The 16,748-nt window shown below is 71.4% G+C and carries 10 protein-coding genes, 5 tRNA genes and 1 other RNA gene; 14 read left to right on the top strand and 2 right to left on the bottom strand.

The genetic code is table 11. The annotated features are described in order from the left end of the window. The first annotated feature begins 125 nt into the window (after nucleotides 1–125). From K8612_RS27970 to ffs, 9 genes are all read left to right on the top strand, one after another. Entirely contained in the window at nucleotides 126–5,171 is a 5,046-nt protein-coding gene (locus K8612_RS27970) for a tetratricopeptide repeat protein (RefSeq protein WP_223764522.1), read from the top strand. 89 nt (nucleotides 5,172–5,260) lie between these two features. Then, the gene (gene serS / locus K8612_RS27965) at nucleotides 5,261–6,541 is read left to right on the top strand and encodes a serine--tRNA ligase (protein ID WP_223738488.1); all 1,281 of its coding nucleotides are present in this window, start codon (nucleotides 5,261–5,263) and stop codon (nucleotides 6,539–6,541) included. Nucleotides 6,542–6,667: 126 nt separating this feature from the next. Further along, nucleotides 6,668–6,754 (top strand) — tRNA-Ser (locus tag K8612_RS27960). 42 nt (nucleotides 6,755–6,796) lie between these two features. Further along, nucleotides 6,797–6,886, top strand: a tRNA-Ser gene (locus K8612_RS27955). Nucleotides 6,887–6,915: 29 nt separating this feature from the next. Further along, a tRNA-Arg gene (locus tag K8612_RS27950) sits at nucleotides 6,916–6,989 on the top strand. A gap of 26 nt (nucleotides 6,990–7,015) precedes the next feature. After that, complete coding sequence (gene tadA / locus K8612_RS27945; RefSeq protein WP_223738487.1) at nucleotides 7,016–7,483, top strand: tRNA adenosine(34) deaminase TadA; 468 nt, start codon at nucleotides 7,016–7,018, stop codon at nucleotides 7,481–7,483. Between the two features lie 7 nt (nucleotides 7,484–7,490). Then, nucleotides 7,491–7,577 (top strand) — tRNA-Ser (locus K8612_RS27940). A gap of 13 nt (nucleotides 7,578–7,590) precedes the next feature. Beyond that, nucleotides 7,591–7,677 (top strand) — tRNA-Ser (locus tag K8612_RS27935). A 28-nt stretch (nucleotides 7,678–7,705) separates the two neighbouring features. Next, an RNA gene (gene ffs, locus K8612_RS27930) (signal recognition particle sRNA small type) lies at nucleotides 7,706–7,798 on the top strand. Nucleotides 7,799–7,883: 85 nt separating this feature from the next. On the opposite strand, the gene K8612_RS27925 is transcribed toward ffs, so the two are convergent. Next, nucleotides 7,884–9,350, bottom strand: coding sequence for a glycosyltransferase family 39 protein (locus tag K8612_RS27925; RefSeq protein ID WP_223764521.1), 1,467 nt, complete (start codon nucleotides 9,348–9,350; stop codon nucleotides 7,884–7,886). Nucleotides 9,351–9,459: 109 nt separating this feature from the next. Between K8612_RS27925 and K8612_RS27920 the strand changes: the two genes are divergently transcribed. The 5 genes from K8612_RS27920 (at nucleotide 9,460) to recR (ending at nucleotide 14,858) form a co-directional block, all read left to right on the top strand. Further along, complete coding sequence (locus tag K8612_RS27920; RefSeq protein ID WP_223764520.1) at nucleotides 9,460–10,998, top strand: NAD(P)/FAD-dependent oxidoreductase; 1,539 nt, start codon at nucleotides 9,460–9,462, stop codon at nucleotides 10,996–10,998. Between the two features lie 77 nt (nucleotides 10,999–11,075). Beyond that, a complete protein-coding gene (gene dnaX, locus K8612_RS27915) occupies nucleotides 11,076–12,284 on the top strand; it encodes a DNA polymerase III subunit gamma/tau (protein WP_223764519.1) in 1,209 nt (402 codons plus the stop codon). A 493-nt stretch (nucleotides 12,285–12,777) separates the two neighbouring features. Then, entirely contained in the window at nucleotides 12,778–13,842 is a 1,065-nt protein-coding gene (locus tag K8612_RS27910; protein WP_223764518.1) for a DNA polymerase III subunit gamma/tau, read from the top strand. Nucleotides 13,843–13,940: 98 nt separating this feature from the next. Beyond that, a complete protein-coding gene (locus K8612_RS27905; protein WP_223738482.1) occupies nucleotides 13,941–14,258 on the top strand; it encodes a YbaB/EbfC family nucleoid-associated protein in 318 nt (105 codons plus the stop codon). 6 nt (nucleotides 14,259–14,264) lie between these two features. After that, the gene (recR, locus tag K8612_RS27900; RefSeq protein ID WP_014394798.1) at nucleotides 14,265–14,858 is read left to right on the top strand and encodes a recombination mediator RecR; all 594 of its coding nucleotides are present in this window, start codon (nucleotides 14,265–14,267) and stop codon (nucleotides 14,856–14,858) included. A 9-nt stretch (nucleotides 14,859–14,867) separates the two neighbouring features. On the opposite strand, the gene K8612_RS27895 is transcribed toward recR, so the two are convergent. Beyond that, nucleotides 14,868–16,745: a protein kinase gene (locus K8612_RS27895; RefSeq protein ID WP_223764517.1), complete on the bottom strand. Its 1,878-nt coding sequence runs from the start codon at nucleotides 16,743–16,745 to the stop codon at nucleotides 14,868–14,870. Nucleotides 16,746–16,748: the final 3 nt, after the last annotated feature.

The raw sequence follows: 16,748 nt of genomic DNA, 5'->3' as shown, positions 1-16,748 counted from the left end.
CGCCGGGGACGCGTTCTTTCCGGGCTTGAAACGGCTCTGCTAGCCTGCACGCGCCGCGCGGACCATCGCACGCCCCCGTCATTGCTGCGCGTGCGCGCGCCAGCCGGTCTCGTCGAAGGAAAACAATGAAAGTCTCCTGCCCGTCGTGCCAGACGAATTACAACATCGATGACAGGCGGATCCCGCCCGGCGGCGCGAAGCTGAAGTGCGCCCGGTGCCAGACCACGTTCCCCATCAAGGCCGATAGCGCGGGCGCCGAAGCTCCCGAGGCCGCGCCCCAGTCCGCCGCCATCCCGCTCCCGGGCACCGCCGCGCCCCAGTCGGCCGCGATTCCCCTGCCGGGCACCGCCGCGCCGCAGTCGGCCGCCATCCCGCTCCCGGGCACCGCCGCGCCGCAGTCCGCCGCGATTCCCCTGCCGGGCTCCGCCGCCCCCCAATCGGCCGCGATTCCCTTGCCGGGCACGGCCGCGCCTCAGTCCGCAGCCATCCCGCTGCCGGGCAGCGCCGCGCCCCAGTCCGCCGCCATTCCGCTCCCGGGCACCGCCGCGCCTCAGTCCTCCGCGATTCCCCTGCCGGGTGCCGCCTCGCCCCGCGCCTCGGCGCCCCAGTCCGCCGCCATCCCGCTCCCGGGCAGCGCCGCCCCCCAGTCGGCCGCCATTCCGCTGCCGGGCAGCGCCGCGCCCCAGTCCGCCGCCATCCCGCTGCCGGGCACGGCCGCCCCGCGCGCCGCCGCTCCGGCTCCGCAGTCGGCCGCGATTCCGCTCCCCGGCAGCGCCACGCCCCAGTCCGCCGCCATCCCGCTGCCGGGCACCGCCGCGCCCCAGTCCGCCGCCATCCCCATGGGCGCGGGTCCCGCCATCCCGCTGCCGGGCACCGCCGCCCCGCGCGCCGCGGCTCCGCAGTCCTCCGCCATCCCTCTGCCGGGCACCGCCGCGCCCCAGTCCGCCGCCATCCCCATGGGCGCGGGCCCCGCCATCCCACTGCCGGGCACCGCCGCCCCGCGCGCCGCCGCCATCCCGCTGCCCGGGAGCGCCGCGCCCCAGTCCTCCGCCATCCCCATGGGCACGGGCCCCGCCATCCCGCTGCCGGGCACCGCCGCCCCGCGCGCCGCCGCCATCCCGCTGCCGGGCAACGCCGCTCCGCCCGTCCCCGAGGATCCGTTCTCCTTCGACGACGAGGTCCCGCCCGAGGCCTACGCCTCGCCGGGCGTGGCCGCGCCCCGGGCCATCTCGCTGGACGCGGGCCCCGGCGCGCCGGTCGCCCATCCGGATGACTCGTTCAACTTCGACATGGACGCCGCGCCGCCGGCCCCCGCGGAGGACGACTTCGCGGAGGTGAGCAGCGGCGAGTTCTCCTCGGTCGACACCAGCGACTTCTCCGAGCCCCGCGAGGACGTCACCCGCGTCGTCTCCATCCCCGTCCCCAACGCTGCCTTCCGCGAGCCCGCCGCCTACGGCACGAACGAGCCCGCCGGCACCGCCCGCGACTTCGACTTCTCCGAGGAGCCCGTCGCCGCCGCCGCCCCGCCCGCCGAGGCCGACTTCGGCACGCCCGACTTCGACTTCGCGGACGACGGCACCCTGCCCGTCCCCGCGCAGCCGGCGCCCGAGGACGCGTTCACCTTCGACATCAACGACCCGAGCAACGCCCACGGCCCCGCCGCGGCGTCGCGTCCCCACCCGCAGACCTACGGCTACGGCGAGCCGGAGCCCCAGGCGGATCCGTTCGCCCTGGCCCCGCCCCCCGCGGAACCGGAGGCGGATCCGTTCGGCCTCCCCCCGCCCTCCGACTACGCGGCCCCGCCCCCGGACGCCGACCCGTTCGCCCTGCCCCCGCCGCCCGCCGCCGGTGCCCCGGCCTACGACCTGGGCGGGCTGCCCTCCGCGAGCGACGACCCCTTCGCCCTGCCGCCCTCGCCCGGCCTGGACTTCTCCGACCTGCCCTCGCCCGCCGCACCCCAGGCGATGGACTTCTCGGACCTGCCCTCGCCCGCCGCCCCCGCCCCGGTGTCCTTCGACTTCGCGGAGCCGCCGCCCCCCGCGTACGGCCAGTCCCCCGTGCCCACGGATGATCCGTTCGCCGTGGACTTCACGTCGCCCCCGGCCGCGGCGCCCGCTCCGAACTTCCAGTTGGACTTCGGCGACCCCGCCCCGGCCGCGCCGCCGCCGCCCGCTCGCATCAACCCCGCCACGGACTTCGGCGATGTGGACTTCGGCGACCCCTCCCCCGTCCCGTCCTCCGCGGCCACGGGCCTGCCGGACGCGCTGGAGTTCGACCCCACCGCCGCGCCCATGGATGACCTGGAAGCGGACCTCTCCGCGCCGCTGCCGCCCCCGCCCGCCGCGGGCCCCGCGGACGGCCTGGAGATGCTCAGCTTCATCGACGACAGCGCCGGCAAGGACGCCGGTGGCCGCGTGCAGGTGAAGCGCTTCCACGTGCGCCGCCGCTCCGGGAAGATGTTCGGCCCGTTCGAGGAGGGCGTCATCGTCAAGATGCTCGAGGACGGCCAGCTCCTGGGCAACGAGGACGTGTCGCCGGACTCGGAGGCGTGGTCCGCCATCGGCACCGTGCCCGTCTTCGCCGCCGCCATCCAGCGGCTGATGGAGGGTCCGGCCAAGGCCGTGCCGCTCGCGCCCACCCCGGGCGCGCCCACCCCGGAGACGGCGGGCGCCGCGGATCCCGCCAACCCCCAGGCCAGCATGGATCGGCTGCGCCAGCTCTACGAAGGCCGCATGGCCGCGGTGTCCGTCGTGGACCGCAGCGCCTCCGAGGCCAGGTGGAAGAAGCGCCTGCCCGTCCTCATCGCCGCGGGCGTGGCGGTGCTCGTGCTGGGCACCGGCGCCAGCTTCGAGGCCAGCCGCTACGGCGCCTTCGGCCGCAACAAGTTCTTCCCGGCCCGCGTGTCCTCCGGCTCCGCCGAGGCGAAGCTCGTCGAGGACGCGCGCAAGGGGCTGCTCGCGGACACCTACGCCAGCTACAAGGAGGCTCGCGCCAAGAGCGCCAAGGTGCTGGCCAAGAAGGAGTACCCGGAGGTCCGCGCCCTCTGGTGCCAGTCCGTCGCCTACCTGCAGCGCCGCTACGCGGACGGAGAGCGCTCCGACCTGACCACGTGCGAAAGGCAGATGGAGGCCATCGAGCTGCTGGGTGACAAGAACGTGGAGGTCATCAAGACCGCCGCCGGCATCGCGCTCACCCAGCGCAAGGGCGCGGAGGCCCAGGCCCGCCTGCGGGACGCCGCCGTCCGCGAGGACAACCAGGGCGACCTGGAGCTCGCCTTCCTGCTGGCGGAGTCCTACGCGCAGCAGAAGGACATCCCCAACGCCGTCGCCACGCTGACCAAGGTGCTGGAGAAGGACGCGAAGTCCGCCAAGGCCCACCACGCGCTGGGCAACCTGTACCAGGCGCAGGGCAAGGCCGACGAGGCCGCCAAGGCCTACGCCGAGGCGCTCGCCGCGGATCCGCAGCACGCCGCCTCCGCGGTGGAGCTGGCCGCGGTGGAGCTGCTGGTGCGCAAGTCGAACATCGAGCAGGGCGCCCAGGCCGTGGACAGCGCCCTGAAGCTCCAGGACGCGCTGGGGCCCGCCGAGCGCGCCCGCGCCCGCGGCCTCAAGGGCGTGGCCCTCTACCAGCAGTTCAAGCCCAAGGAGGCGGAGACGGAGCTGAAGGCCGCCCTCAAGGACAACCCGGACTCCGACTTCATCAAGGCCCAGCTCGCCCAGGTGCTGCGCTCGCAGCGCGACTACGACGGCGCGCTGCCGCTCTACGCCTCGCTCGCGAAGGAGGACAGCGACAACCTGGAGTACGTGGACGGCCACATCACCGCGCTGGTGATGACGGGCAAGATGCAGGACGCGCTCACCGCCGTGGAGGCCGCCAGCAAGAGCTTCCCCAACGAGGCGCGCATCGCGTACCTCTACGGCCGCATCGAGGACGCGCTCGACAAGCCCACGGAGGCGGAAGGCCACTTCAAGCGCGCCACCGCCGCGGACGCGAAGCTGGTGGACGCAGGCCTGTACCTGGGCCGCCTGTACCTGCGGCAGCACCGCAACGCGGACGCGCGCGCCCTGCTGGAGGCCGCCGCGAAGCAGGCGCCGGAGCACGCGGGCGTGCACGCGGGCCTGGGAGAGCTGGCGCTCGCGGAGAACAACAGCCTGCTCGCGCAGCAGGAGTTCGACCGCGCCGTGCAGTTGGACCCCAACCTGGCGGACGCCCACCTGGGCCTGTCGCGCGTGGCCCTGCTCAACGGCGACGCCACCCGCGCGGAGACGGAGGCCAACCGCGCCCTGGAGCTGGATCCGCACCTCTTGAAGGACGGCCGGCTGCAGCGCGGCCTGGTCCTCTGGCGGCTGCACCGGCTGGACGAGGCCGCCGCGGAGCTGGAGAAGGCCAAGGCGGAGGACCCCCGCTCCACCACCACGCCCATCACCCTGGGCGCGGTGCTCCTGGAGAAGGGCGACCTGGCCGGCGCGGAGAGCAACCTGGGCCTCGCGCTGCGCAACGAGCCGTCCAACCACGAGGCGCTCTACTACCTGGGCCTCGTGCGCGCGAAGCGCTCCGAGTACACCCAGGCGCTCGACAGCATGAAGACCGCCGTGGACCGCGCGCCCAAGCGCCCGGACTACAAGTACGCCTACGGCGTCATCCTGCGCGACGCGAAGCGGCTGCCGGACGCCATCGAGCAGTGGAAGGCCGCCGTGGAGATGGAGCCCAACTACGCGGACGCGCACGAGGCCCTGGGCCACGCGCACCTGGAGCGGGGCGAGTTCGACGAGGCCATCGCATCCTTCGAGGCGGCGCTCAAGGCGGATCCGCAGCGCACGCGGGTGCTGGGCGCCATGGGCGACGTGCTCTTCAACGCCGCCCGCTGGGACGACGCCGTCCGCCGCTACCAGGCGGCGCTCAAGGCGGATCCGAAGCTCACGTACGTCTACTACAAGGTCGCTCGCGCCTTCACGGAGCAGGCCCAGTACGCCAAGGCCATCGACTGGTACAAGAAGGCCACCACCGCCGAGCCGGACAACGCCCAGTCCTTCTACTACCTGGGCTTCGCCTACAAGGAGCGCAACAAGCGCAAGGACGCCATCACGGCCTTCAAGGAGTACCTGGTGAAGAAGCCGGACGCGGCGGACAAGAAGGACATCGAGGACGAAATCTACGACCTCGAACACTAGCCCCACCCCTCCGGGCGTCAGGCCCTGAGCACCCGGCGCGTGGTGAGCCTTGCCGGCCCACGCCCGGGATGACTACAAGGCGAGCCCCTATGCTGGACCTCCGGAACGTTGCGCAGAACTTCGATGCGGTCGTCGCCCGACTCAAGACTCGGGGCGGCAGCCTGGACCTCGGCCCCTTCCAGACGCTCTTCACGGAGCGTCGCGACCTCTATGTCTCCATGGAGGCGCTGGCCGCGCGCCGCAACGCCGCCAACGAGGAGATGAAGCGCAAGGCCAAGGAGGACCCGGCCGCGATGGAGAAGCTGCGCGGCGACCTGCGCGGCGTCTCCCAGGAGATCAAGGAGAAGGAGGCCCGCCTCAAGGAAGTGGAGGAGGAGCTCAACCGCATCCTCCTGGTCATCCCCAACGTGCCCCACGAGTCCGTCCCGGTGGGCGCCAGCGCGGACGAGAACGTCCAGGTGAAGAGCTGGGGTGAGAAGCCCCACCTCCTCTTCACGCCCAAGCAGCACTTCGAGCTGGGCGAGTCGCTGGGCATGCTCGACTTCGAGCGCGCCGCGAAGGTGTCCGGCAGCCGCTTCACCTTCTACAAGGGCGCCCTGGCGCGGCTGGAGCGCGCGCTCGTCACGTTCATGATCGACGTGCACACCTCCAAGGGCTACACGGAGCTGCTCCCGCCCTACCTGGTGCTGCGCGAGACGATGATGGGCACCGGCCAGTTGCCCAAGTTCGAGGACGACGCCTTCAAGACGTCCGGCGACCCCGAGCGCTTCCTCATCCCCACCGCGGAAGTCCCCGTGACGAACTACCACGCGGACGAAATCCTGGAGGGCGAGCAGCTCCCCATCCGCTACTGCGCCTTCAGCCCCTGCTTCCGCGCGGAGGCCGGCGCCGCGGGGCGCGACACGCGCGGCCTCATCCGCCAGCACCAGTTCCACAAGGTGGAGCTCGTGAAGTTCTCCCAGCCGGACAGGAGCCTGGAGGAGCTGGAGGCCATGACGGACGACGCGTGCGACATCCTCCGCCGGCTGGGGCTGCACCACCGCGTGATGCTCCTGTGCACCGGGGACATGGGCTTCGGCGCGCGCAAGACCTACGACATCGAGGTCTGGCTGCCCGGCCAGGGCGCGTACCGGGAGATTTCGTCCTGCTCGGACTGCGGCGACTTCCAGGCCCGCCGCGCGAAGATCCGCTTCCGCCCCCAGAAGGGGGACAAGCCCCAGATGGTGCACACCCTCAACGGCAGCGGGCTGGCCGTGGGGCGCACGAGCATCGCCATCCTGGAGAACTACCAGCGGGAGGACGGAAGCGTCGCCATCCCGGAGGCGTTGGTGCCGTACATGGGCGGGCTGAAGGAGCTGCGCCCCCTGTAGTCAGGCCGATGGGGCCCCGGACGTAAAAAAGGGGCCAACATCTCGCTTGCCACGCGGAAGAAATGATGTAGAAGGGCGGCCCCACGGGCGCGGTTGGCCCGCCGGGAACCGAGCGGCACCTGCTGTGGAGGCGTGGCCGAGCGGTTGAAGGCAGCGGTCTTGAAAACCGCAGAAGGTGAAAGCCTTCCGTAGGTTCGAATCCTACCGCCTCCGATTTTGAGCTTGAGTTTCGTGGTTCTTTGACAGAGAAGAGTTGGAGAGATGGCCGAGAGGCTGAAGGCACAGGTTTGCTAAACCTGCATACTCGAAAGGGTATCGAGGGTTCGAATCCCTCTCTCTCCGCCACTTGATGTAAAGCAGCAGCCGGAAGAAATGCTCCCTTAGCTCAGCTGGATAGAGCGTCGGACTACGAATCCGAAGGCCGGAGGTTCGAATCCTCCAGGGAGCGCACTTCTTCTTTGGCGCGCACGTCTCATGAGTGACGACATCGCTTTCATGCAGCAGGCTTTAGAGCTCGCGCGGGAAGCGGCTTCACTCGGGGAAGTACCGGTTGGTGCGGTGGCGGTGCTCGACGGCAACGTCGTTGGCACGGGTTTCAACCGCCGCGAATGCGACCGGAACCCCTTCGCCCACGCCGAAATGATTGCCCTCGCCGCCGCCGCGAAAGCACGCGATGCGTGGCGGCTCTCCGGGGTGACCCTCTACGTGACGCTGGAACCGTGTGCCATGTGCGCCGGTGCGCTGGTGCAGTCTCGTGTCACCCGACTCGTCTTTGGTACAATGGACCCGAAAGCGGGTGCGGTCGGCTCGCTGTACAACCTGGTGGAAGAGCCCCGGCACAACCACCGGCTTCAGGTCACAAGCGGCATCCTGGCGGAAGAGAGTCGCCAGCTTCTCAAGACGTTCTTCGAGCGCCTGCGCGCGAAGCGACGCGAAAACTGAATATTCTGGAGAGCTGGCCGAGTGGTCGAAGGCACCTGACTCGAAATCAGGCGTACCGGCAACGGTACCGTAGGTTCGAATCCTACGCTCTCCGCTCCAAAGTCTCTGGAGAGGTGGCCGAGCGGTTGAAGGCGCACGCCTGGAACGCGTGTATATCTGAAAGGGTATCGTGGGTTCGAATCCCACCCTCTCCGTTGTTATTTTCGAAGCAGCAGCACGGATTTTGTGGTCGGGACAACGTGGGGGCGCGAACCCCGCCAGGTCCGGAAGGAAGCAACGGTAGCGTACTTCCGCGTGTGTCCCGGCCGTTCTGTCTCACCTGAAGCGCCGACATCCCTCCGGGGATGCCGGCGCTTTGGCTTTGCGGGCTTGCCCTCCCCTGCCCGTCCGCTGCCCTGTTTCAGTCCCGGACGAGGATGGTTTCGCGCCCCACCTCGCGGACGACGTGGAAGCCGGCCGCCTGGAGCTCCGGCAGGGCCCGGCCCTCGAAGGTGACGGCGCGGTTGAAGGCGCGGTCGCGGATGGAGGCCTGGAAGGCCGCGTCCCGGGGCCAGTCGCAGGTGCGCCAGGGGATGTTCTTGCCGATGTAGAAGAAGCCCCCGGAGCCCCACAGCCCCTCGTTGACGATGAGCAGCCCCGTCGCGTCCCCCCGCGTGGCCCGGACGATGGCGCGGAACTGGTCCGCGCGCAGGTCGCTGGAGGGAAAGCCGCGGCCGTGCACGAAGCCCAGGGCCAGCGCGAGCACCGCCGCCCCGTTCCTCGGGCCCGGCCGGGAGAGCGCGGTGATGGACGCCGCCACCTGGGACGCCGCCGCGAGCAGCGCCACCACCAGCCCCGGGTAGAGGAAGCGCTCCTCCTTGTGCGGCGTGGCCAGGAGGACGGCGGTGTAGACGGCCGCGCAGGTGAGCGGCAGGGACAGCGCGCGAAAGCGCACCAGGGGGGCCAGCGACAAGGGCACGGCGGCCCAGGCCCAGAGGGGGACGGCCTGGAGCAGCGGCCCCCAGTAGAAGTCCGGCGATGAGGCGCCGAACGCGGCGGCGGCCTTCCCGGAGAGCAGGTTGTAGTCCACGTAGGCCCGGAACGAGTGGAACGGCGCGCCCCAGGTGGCCTGGTCGAGCAGGCCCAGGCCCGCCGCCACCGCCGCGCCTCCCACGCAGGTGAAGCCGAGCAGGCGCCACCTCCGGGCGGCGGCCAGCCACAGGAGCGCGGCCACCACGAAGAGGGCGGACGGGTAGCGCGTCACCACGGCGAGCCCCAGGGCCATGCCGCCCAGGAGCCCCGCCCGGCGCACGCGCGCGTCCGCGCCGGTGTCCGGCCGGTCCAGGGCCTCCATGGCCACCAGGAGGAGGGACGCGGAGAAGGACTCCGACAGGGTGCGTCCGGCGAAGAGGAGCACCGGCGCGCTCAGCCCCACGAGCAGCACCGCGAGCGCCCCACCCCACGGGCCCGCCCGGCGCTCCGCGAAGCGGTACACGGCCCACAGACTCCAGGCGTGCAGGGCGAACTGCGGCAGCGCCACCACGCCCCGGTAGACGCGCGGGTCGGTGACGCCGAACCCTTGCGCCACCTTGAGGAACGCGGCCAGCACGCCGGGGACGGCCCAGTTGCGCAGGCCCTCGCGCCACTCCCAGGCCAGCACGCCGTAGCCGTGCACGCGCCAGTACGCGGGCTCCAGCGCCTGGAACACCTCGTCCGGGTGGATGCGCCCCAGCTCGCTCACCGCGAGGACGCACGGCACCAGCGCCACCGCGAGGAGCCCCAGCACGCGGAAGGCTCCGGGCAGCCCCGTCCGGACGGAGCCTGGGACTTCCAACGGAGCCTGGGGAGGGACGGGGGCCGGGGGCGCGTCGGAGGGAGGGGCGTTCACGGGGCGGGCGCGACTCTTTCCGGCCCTGACGTCCAGCGCAAGACGCACGGTGTTTGTCGGGGAGGCCAGGGCTCGACTAGGAACGGCCTTTTCCCCAAGGAGGAAGACCATGCCAGACGTCATCGTGGTGGGCGCGGGCCACAACGGACTTGTCGCGGCGGCGATGCTCGCGCGCCGGGGCCTGTCGGTCACCGTGCTGGAGGAGAAGGACCAGGTGGGCGGCGCGTGCAAGACGGAGTACCCGTTCCGCACCGCCCCGAAGCTGGGCGTCTCCACGGGCGCGTACCTCCTGGGGCTGATGCCGCCGGAGCTGCTCCAGGAGCTCCAGTTGGAGCTGCCCCTCAAGCGCCGCGACCCGCACTACTTCCTGCCCACGATGGACAAGCGCTACCTGCTCTTCGGCTCGGATGAGCGGGAGCTGGAGCGGCAGTTCCGCGAGTTCTTCTCCGAGGCGGACTGGAACGCCCACGTCGCCATGAACGAGGAGTTGGCGGCGCTGCGCGAGGACCTGGCGCCCGCGTGGCTTTTGCCGCCCCTGTCGCTGGAGGAGACGGCGGAGCGCTACGTGCGCCCTGCCCTGCGCCAGCACTTCATCCGGCTGTGCCGGGGCACGGCGCGCGAGTACCTGGAGCGCTTCGGCTACAAGTCCGACTTCGTGAAGGCGATGTACGCCGTCACCGATGCGTTCTCCGGCCTGGACGGCGGCTATGACACGCCGGGCACGGGGATGAACCTGCTGGTGCACAACCTCTGCCGGCTGCCCGGCAGCGGCGGCACGTGGATGATCGTCGAAGGCGGCATGGGCACCGTCACCCAGCGCATCGCGCAGCTTGCGCGCAAGCACGGCGCCCAGTTGCGCACGAACGCGAAGGTGGCGTCGGTGCGCGTGGACAGCGGCGTGGTGAAGGGCGTGGTGCTGGAGAACGGCGAGGAGCTGTCCGCGAAGGTCGTGGTCTCCAACGCGGACCCGTTCCGCACGCTGAAGCTGGTGGACTCGAAGGCGCTGAACCAGGACTACCGGAGCATGGTGGACGGGCTGTCCGCGCCGGGCACCACGCTGAAGGTGAACCTGTGCCTCAAGTCGCTGCCCACCTTCACCTGCCTGCCGGAGGACCGGGGCCAGTTCGGGCCCACCATCCACCTGCTGCCCCAGGGGGACGACGTGCTGGGGGCGCTGGCGCACGGCTACAAGGAGGCGAAGGCGGGCCGGCTGGCGGAGTTCCCCTCCATCGAATGGTACGTGCACACCACGGTGGACCCGACCCTGAAGGACGCAGAAGGGCACCACAACTCCGCCCTCTTCGTGGAGTGGGTGCCGGAGAAGCTGGAGGGCACCACCTGGGAGAAGGAGGAGGCGCGCTACGTGAAGCACCTGTTGTCCATCTGCGACCGCTTCGCGCCCGGGACCAGCGACCTGGTGCAGGAGTACTTCGCGCTCACGCCGCCGAAGATTGAGTCCCACTTCGGCATCACCCGCGGCCACATCCATCATGTGGACAACAAGCGCGGGTTCACCGACCGGCTGCCCTATGAGACGCCGGTGCAGGGGCTCTACTTCTGCAGCGCGGGCTGCCACCCCGCCGGAAGCGTCATCGGCGCGGCCGGGCACAACGCGGCCAACGTGGTGCTACAGGCGCTCGGACGCTGACACGGAGTGCGTCTCACGGCGGGCGGAATGGACGTTCCATGGATCCTTTTGCCCGCCGTGTTTAGATGGTTGTCCCCATGAGCTACCTCGTCCTCGCCCGCAAATGGCGCCCGCAGAAGTTCGATGACATGACCGGCCAGGAGCACGTGGTCCGGACCATCGGGAACGCCATCAAGATGGACCGGGTCGCGCACGCGTACCTGTTCTGCGGTCCTCGAGGGGTGGGCAAGACGACGGCCGCCCGCCTGCTCGCCAAGGCGCTCAACTGCGAGCAGGGCCCCACGGCGACCCCGTGCGGCACCTGCCGGGCGTGCACCGAAATCACCGCCGGCACCAGCGTGGACGTGGCGGAGATCGACGGTGCGTCCAACAACGGCGTCGAGAACGTGCGCGAGATTCGCGAGAACGCGAAGTACCTGCCACAGCGCGACCGCCACAAGATCTACATCATCGATGAAGTCCACATGCTCTCTGGCGCGGCGTTCAACGCGCTGCTGAAGACGCTGGAGGAGCCGCCCGGTCACGTGAAGTTCATCTTCGCGACGACGGAGGCGCACAAGCTGCCGGACACCATCCTGTCGCGCTGCCAGCGCCACAACTTCCGGCGCATCTCCGCGGCGCGGATGCTCCAGCGGTTGAAGGAGATCTGCCAGGCGGAGGGCGCGGGCATCTCCGAGCAGTCGCTGTCGCTGGTGGTGCGCCAGTCCGAAGGCGGCATGCGCGACGCGCTGAGCCTGTTGGATCAGATCCTGGCGTCGTGCGGTCCCAACCCCACGGACGAGGCCGTCGCGGAGGCGATGGGCGCCATCGACCGCACGGTGGTGCAGGACTTCGCGGAGGCGCTGGTCCGCAAGGACGCGAAGCGCGTGCTGGGCCGGGTGGACGAGGTGTTCAACCGGGGCCTGGACCTGAAGCGGCTGGCGGAGGAGCTGGCGCTGCAGTTGCGGCACCTCTTCGTGACGAAGTCGCTGGGAGAGGCGCCCGCGGAGCTGGCGGAGTCCGAGCAGAAGGCGCTCCTGGCGCTGGCGAAGGAATCGGACACGGCGCAGTTGTCGCGGCTGTTCGACATCGTGCACGGCTGCATCTGGGACGTGTCGCGAGCGGCGCAGCCCCGGCTGGCGCTGGAGATGGCGCTGCTCAAGGCCATCCAGTTGTCCCCGGCCGGTTCGATTCCCGACCTGCTGGCCCGCGTGGAGCGGCTGTCGGCGGGCCTTGGCGCGGAAGGCGCGAAGAACACGACCGGAGCGCCAGGAGGTCGCTCCGGTCCCGCGAACTTTCGCGTCTGACGTCCAGGCCGAAGTCCGCGCGCCGGCGCCCGTAGCAGCAGCGCGTCCCGTCGAAGGTCCGAACACTCCCGCGCAGACGGGCGCCATGCCGCGTCCGTTCGATGCACAGGGGGCATCCGCGCACACGGAGGTCTCGTCGCGTCCGTTCGAAGCGCAAGGCCCGTCCGCGCACGCGGGGGCAGCGCCGCGCGCGCAGGACTCGCAGAGGCCGTCCACTCACGCGGGGGCCACCGTCAGGCCCTTCGACGACGCGCGTGCTCCGATGCCCCCGGCGTCCAACGGGCACTCCCGCGAGGCACCGGGCCCCTCGGCCCATGCGGGGGCGAGTCCCCGTCCCTTCGGAGCGCAGGACGCGTCCACGCGCACGGGACCGACGCCGCAGCCCTTCGAGGCTCGCGGCGCATCCCCGCACGCGGGGGCCACCGCCGCACACGGAGCTCCGGGCGAAGCGCCTGCGCTTCCCTCTCGCGGTGAGCCGGCCGGTGCGTCCGCAGTGGCCACCCGGACGCCTCCGGCCGCGCTGATGGAGGGCCTGTCCCCCTCGGCGGCCCGTCCCCTCTCCTTCCTTCGCAATGGGGGCGGCGCCAGCGGCCCCGTTCCCACGCCCGCCGCCGTGACTCCCGCGCCGGTGGTGATGGACGACCTGTCTCCGTCCGCCTCGCGCCCGCTGTCCTTCCTGCGCAATGGCGGCGGCGCGGCCCCCGCGATGGAGGCCCCTCCGGCCCCGGGCGTCGTCATGGACGACCTGCCTCCGTCCGCGGCCCGTCCCCTCTCCTTCCTCCGCAACGGCGGCGCCCAGCCCCCTGCTCCCGTTCCCCCGCCCGCGGCGCGCGCGCCCGAACCCGCCACGCCCACCGTGCGCATCACCAACATGCGCAAGCCGGAGCCCGTGGCCCCGCCCGAGCCTCCGCCCCACGGCGACGAGGACGTGGACGAGCGCATGTTCCCGGAAGAGGGCTCCGCGGAAGGCTGTGCCTCCGGCGAGTGCATCCCCGTCGCGGAGCCCGCCGCCCCCGAACCGGAGCCGCCGGAGCCCGAGCCGCCGCCCGCGATGGCGCCCGTCGCCACCAGCCGCGACAATCCCAACCGCTCCCTGCCCGAGCGCTGGCGCGCCGCCGTGGAGACCGTCAAGTCCACGTCCGTGCGCCACGGCACGGCGCTCGCCAATGGCCGCCTCCAGTCAATGAAGGCGGGCGAAATCATCCTGGGCTTCCCGCCCTCCGCCGCCTTCCACAAGGCCGCCGTGGTGTCGCCCGGGGGCAAGGCCACCGTGGACGCGGCGCTCGCGTCACACTTCGGCCGCGCCGTGAAGCTCACCATCACGGACGTGCCTCAGATCCAGGACGTCCTCCCGGGCGGCATGGGCTTGAGCCTCTCCGAGGTGGACACCCAGACCCGAAACACCCACGAGAAGACCACCGAGGGCAAGGTGCGCTCCCACGCGTCCGTGCGGGCCATTCTCAAGATGCTGGGCGGCGAAATCGAACACATCCAGGTCTACGAGCCCGAGCGGCCACCGGCCAACCTCCCGGACATCCCCGCCGCTCCTGACGACTGACAACGCCTCCCGGCCCCGCTAGGGTGCGCGCCAACGTCCCTGCTCCGAGCGGCGCCATGGCGGCCCCGCGCTCCCACGACCGGGGACCGAGGAAGCACATGCCCGGCATCGACCTGAACTACTTCATCCGGCAGGCGAACAAGCTCACCGAGAAGATCGAGGAGCGGAAGAAGCAGTTGGCGGAAGAGACCGTCGAGGCGACGTCCGGCGAGGGCCGCGTGACGGTCGTCGCCAACTGCGTGCAGGAGATCCGCAGCATCAAGATCGACAAGAGCGCCATCGACCCCAACGACCCGGGGATGCTCGAGGACCTCATCACCGCCGCCGTGAACACTGCCCTGGCGAGCAGCCGTCAGCACATGAACGCGGAGCTGGCGAAGATCTCCGGCGGCGTGAAGATCCCCGGCATTAATTAAAGACGGATGACCCCCGATCCGCTGAATCGCCTGGTCGCCCAGCTCGCGAAGCTGCCGGGCATTGGTGAGAAGACCGCCCAGCGCCTCGCGTTCCACATCCTGCGGGCGCCGGGCGAGTTCGCCGTCGACCTCTCGCAGGCCATCCGCGAGGTGAAGGAGAAGGTGCACCTGTGCGTGCGCTGTTTCTCCCTCACCGACTCGGAGCTGTGCGGCTTCTGTCGCGACAACCGCCGCGACGAGCGCGCCCTGTGCGTCGTGGAGACCTACTCCGACCTGATGGCGCTGGAGCGCACCCGCGAGTTCAAGGGCCGCTACCACGTGCTGCACGGCGTGCTGTCCCCGCTGGAAGGCGTGGGCCCGGAGCAGTTGCGCATCAAGGAGCTGCTGCACCGCCTCAACGACAGCCGGGTGGAGGAGATCATCCTCGCCACCAACCCGGACATCGAGGGCGAGGCCACCGCGCTCTACCTCACGCGCCTGCTCAAGCCGATGGGCCTGCGGGTGACGCGCATCGCGCAGGGCCTGCCCATGGGCGGCGACCTGGAGTTCGCGGACCAAGCCACGCTCGCCAAGGCGCTGTCCGCCCGCCGCGACCTGTGACGGCGCGGGCTACTGCGTCACCTTCCACGAGAACGGCATCAACACCGTGACCTCCTGGTCGCGGTGCACCGGGAAGCGCAGGCTCTGGGCCTGCGTCTCCAGGCAGCGGCCCACCGCCGTGGACGCCAGCGGCCCGCGCGTGCCCGCGCGCACCTTGCCGGATGACACGATGGTGAGCTCCACCTGCACCTCGCCCGAGGCCGCCGGCAGGTCGGACTTGTAGCGCTCGAAGCAGCCGGTGATCTTCGAGCGGCCGCCGGACACCACGCGCTGGATGTCGTCGATGCCCAGCGACACCGGCTCCTTCGCCGCCGGCCGCTTCGTCACCCTGCGGGGGGACGTGTCCTCCGCCCCGTCGTCCACGGGGGGCGAATCCGTCACGGACGCCGCCACCGCGTCGCCGCCCGGCGGGTCGTCCCGCACGGTGCCCTGAACGTCGCCAGGCGGGGTCCCTTCAGGCCCCGGGGCCGGAGCCCCCTGCGCCGCGACCGGGGGAGCCTGCGTGCCCGCCGGAGTCCCGCTGTGGGCCACGGGCGCGACGGCCTGCTGCACCGGAGGCGGAGGCGTCACGTTCGCCGCGGTGCCACCGGGCCGCGCGACGACGAACGCCACGCCCGCGGCCACCAGCCCCAGGCCGCCCACCACGCCCAGGAGCCAGCGCCGGGACGCGGGCTTCGCCACGGGCGCGCTCGGCAGGACCTCCGGCTCGGGAGCTTGCGCCTGCGCGGGGGCCGCCCGGTTCTGCGCGGTCAGCGCCCTCACGCCCGTGCCGCTCGGACGGGACACCTGCTGCCCGTACGTGTTCGTCCCAGCGCCGGAGACAGCGGAGGCAATCGCCGCGAGCTCGGGGTCCGCCGGACGCGCCGCGGTGAGCGTGGCCATCGTGGGGATGCGCGTCTTCTCCGCGACGCGCTCCTCGCCAAAGTGGTTGCGCAGGAACGTGCCCAGCGCCGGGGCGCTCGCGGCCCCGCCCTGGAAGTCCGAGGCGAAGGCCTCCAGCGCGACCGCGAAGTCCTCCGCCGTCGCGTACCGGTCCTCCGGCTTGAAGGCCATGGCCTTGAGGATGATGTCCTCCAGGCCCTGCGGCAGGTCCGCCCTCAGCGCGCGCGGCTTCTCGAACTCGCCCTGGAGCAGCGCGTTGAGCACCGCCAGGTCGTTCTCGCGGGAGAAGGGCCGCACGTGCGTGACGGCCTCGTAGAGGCTGACGCCCAGGGAGAAGACGTCCGCGCGCGGGTCGACCTCCTTCCCCTGCGCCTGCTCCGGCGCCATGTAGATGTACTTGCCCTTCACCACGCCCGTGCGCGTCTGCACCAGCCGCGACTCGGCCTTGGCGATGCCGAAGTCCAGCACCTTCACCTGGCCCTGGTACGTCACGTACAGGTTGGACGGCGACACGTCCCGGTGCACCACGTTCAGCGGCTGGCCCTGCTCGTTCGTGAAGGCATGCGCGAAGTGCAGGCCCCGCGCCGCGTCGATGAGCACCCGCAGCACCATCGGCAGCGGCACGTACTGCCGGCGCCGGCCCGCGAGCCGCAGCGTCGTGGAGAAGTCCTCGCCCGCGAGGTACTCCATGCAGATGTAGTAGCAGCCCTCCGTGAAGCCCAGCTCGTGGATCTGCACGATGTGCGGATGCGACAGCTTCGCCGCCAGCCGCGCCTCGTCGCGGAACATCTCCACGAAGTCCGGGATGGCCGACAGCGTCGGCAGCATCCGCTTGAGCACCACGTTGCGCTCGAAGCCGTCCGCGCCCAGCAGCTTGGCGAGGAAGATCTCCGCCATGCCGCCCTCGGCCAGCTTGCGCACGAGGACGTACTGCCCGTAGGGCTGGAGGAGCGTGGCGGTGGACGCGCCGGCGGGATCCGGAATGGGAACGTTGGGCTGTGCCATCCC

The sequence above is a fragment of the Corallococcus sp. AS-1-6 genome (genome assembly GCF_020037015.1).
GTDB lineage: Bacteria > Myxococcota > Myxococcia > Myxococcales > Myxococcaceae > Corallococcus.
The sequence above is the reverse complement of the archived record's forward strand: the minus strand, read 5'-3'. Positions and strand labels throughout refer to the sequence as shown.

Excerpts from the sequence above, each read along its gene's own strand:
- K8612_RS27970 (WP_223764522.1), top strand. The coding sequence starts at position 126 with ATGAAAGTCTCCTGCCCGTCGTGCCAGACGAATTACAACATCGATGAC.
- serS (WP_223738488.1), top strand. The coding sequence starts at position 5,261 with ATGCTGGACCTCCGGAACGTTGCGCAGAACTTCGATGCGGTCGTCGCC.
- tadA (WP_223738487.1), top strand. The coding sequence starts at position 7,016 with ATGAGTGACGACATCGCTTTCATGCAGCAGGCTTTAGAGCTCGCGCGG.
- K8612_RS27920 (WP_223764520.1), top strand. The coding sequence starts at position 9,460 with ATGCCAGACGTCATCGTGGTGGGCGCGGGCCACAACGGACTTGTCGCG.
- dnaX (WP_223764519.1), top strand. The coding sequence starts at position 11,076 with ATGAGCTACCTCGTCCTCGCCCGCAAATGGCGCCCGCAGAAGTTCGAT.
- K8612_RS27905 (WP_223738482.1), top strand. The coding sequence starts at position 13,941 with ATGCCCGGCATCGACCTGAACTACTTCATCCGGCAGGCGAACAAGCTC.
- recR (WP_014394798.1), top strand. The coding sequence starts at position 14,265 with ATGACCCCCGATCCGCTGAATCGCCTGGTCGCCCAGCTCGCGAAGCTG.
- K8612_RS27895 (WP_223764517.1), bottom strand. The coding sequence starts at position 16,745 with ATGGCACAGCCCAACGTTCCCATTCCGGATCCCGCCGGCGCGTCCACC.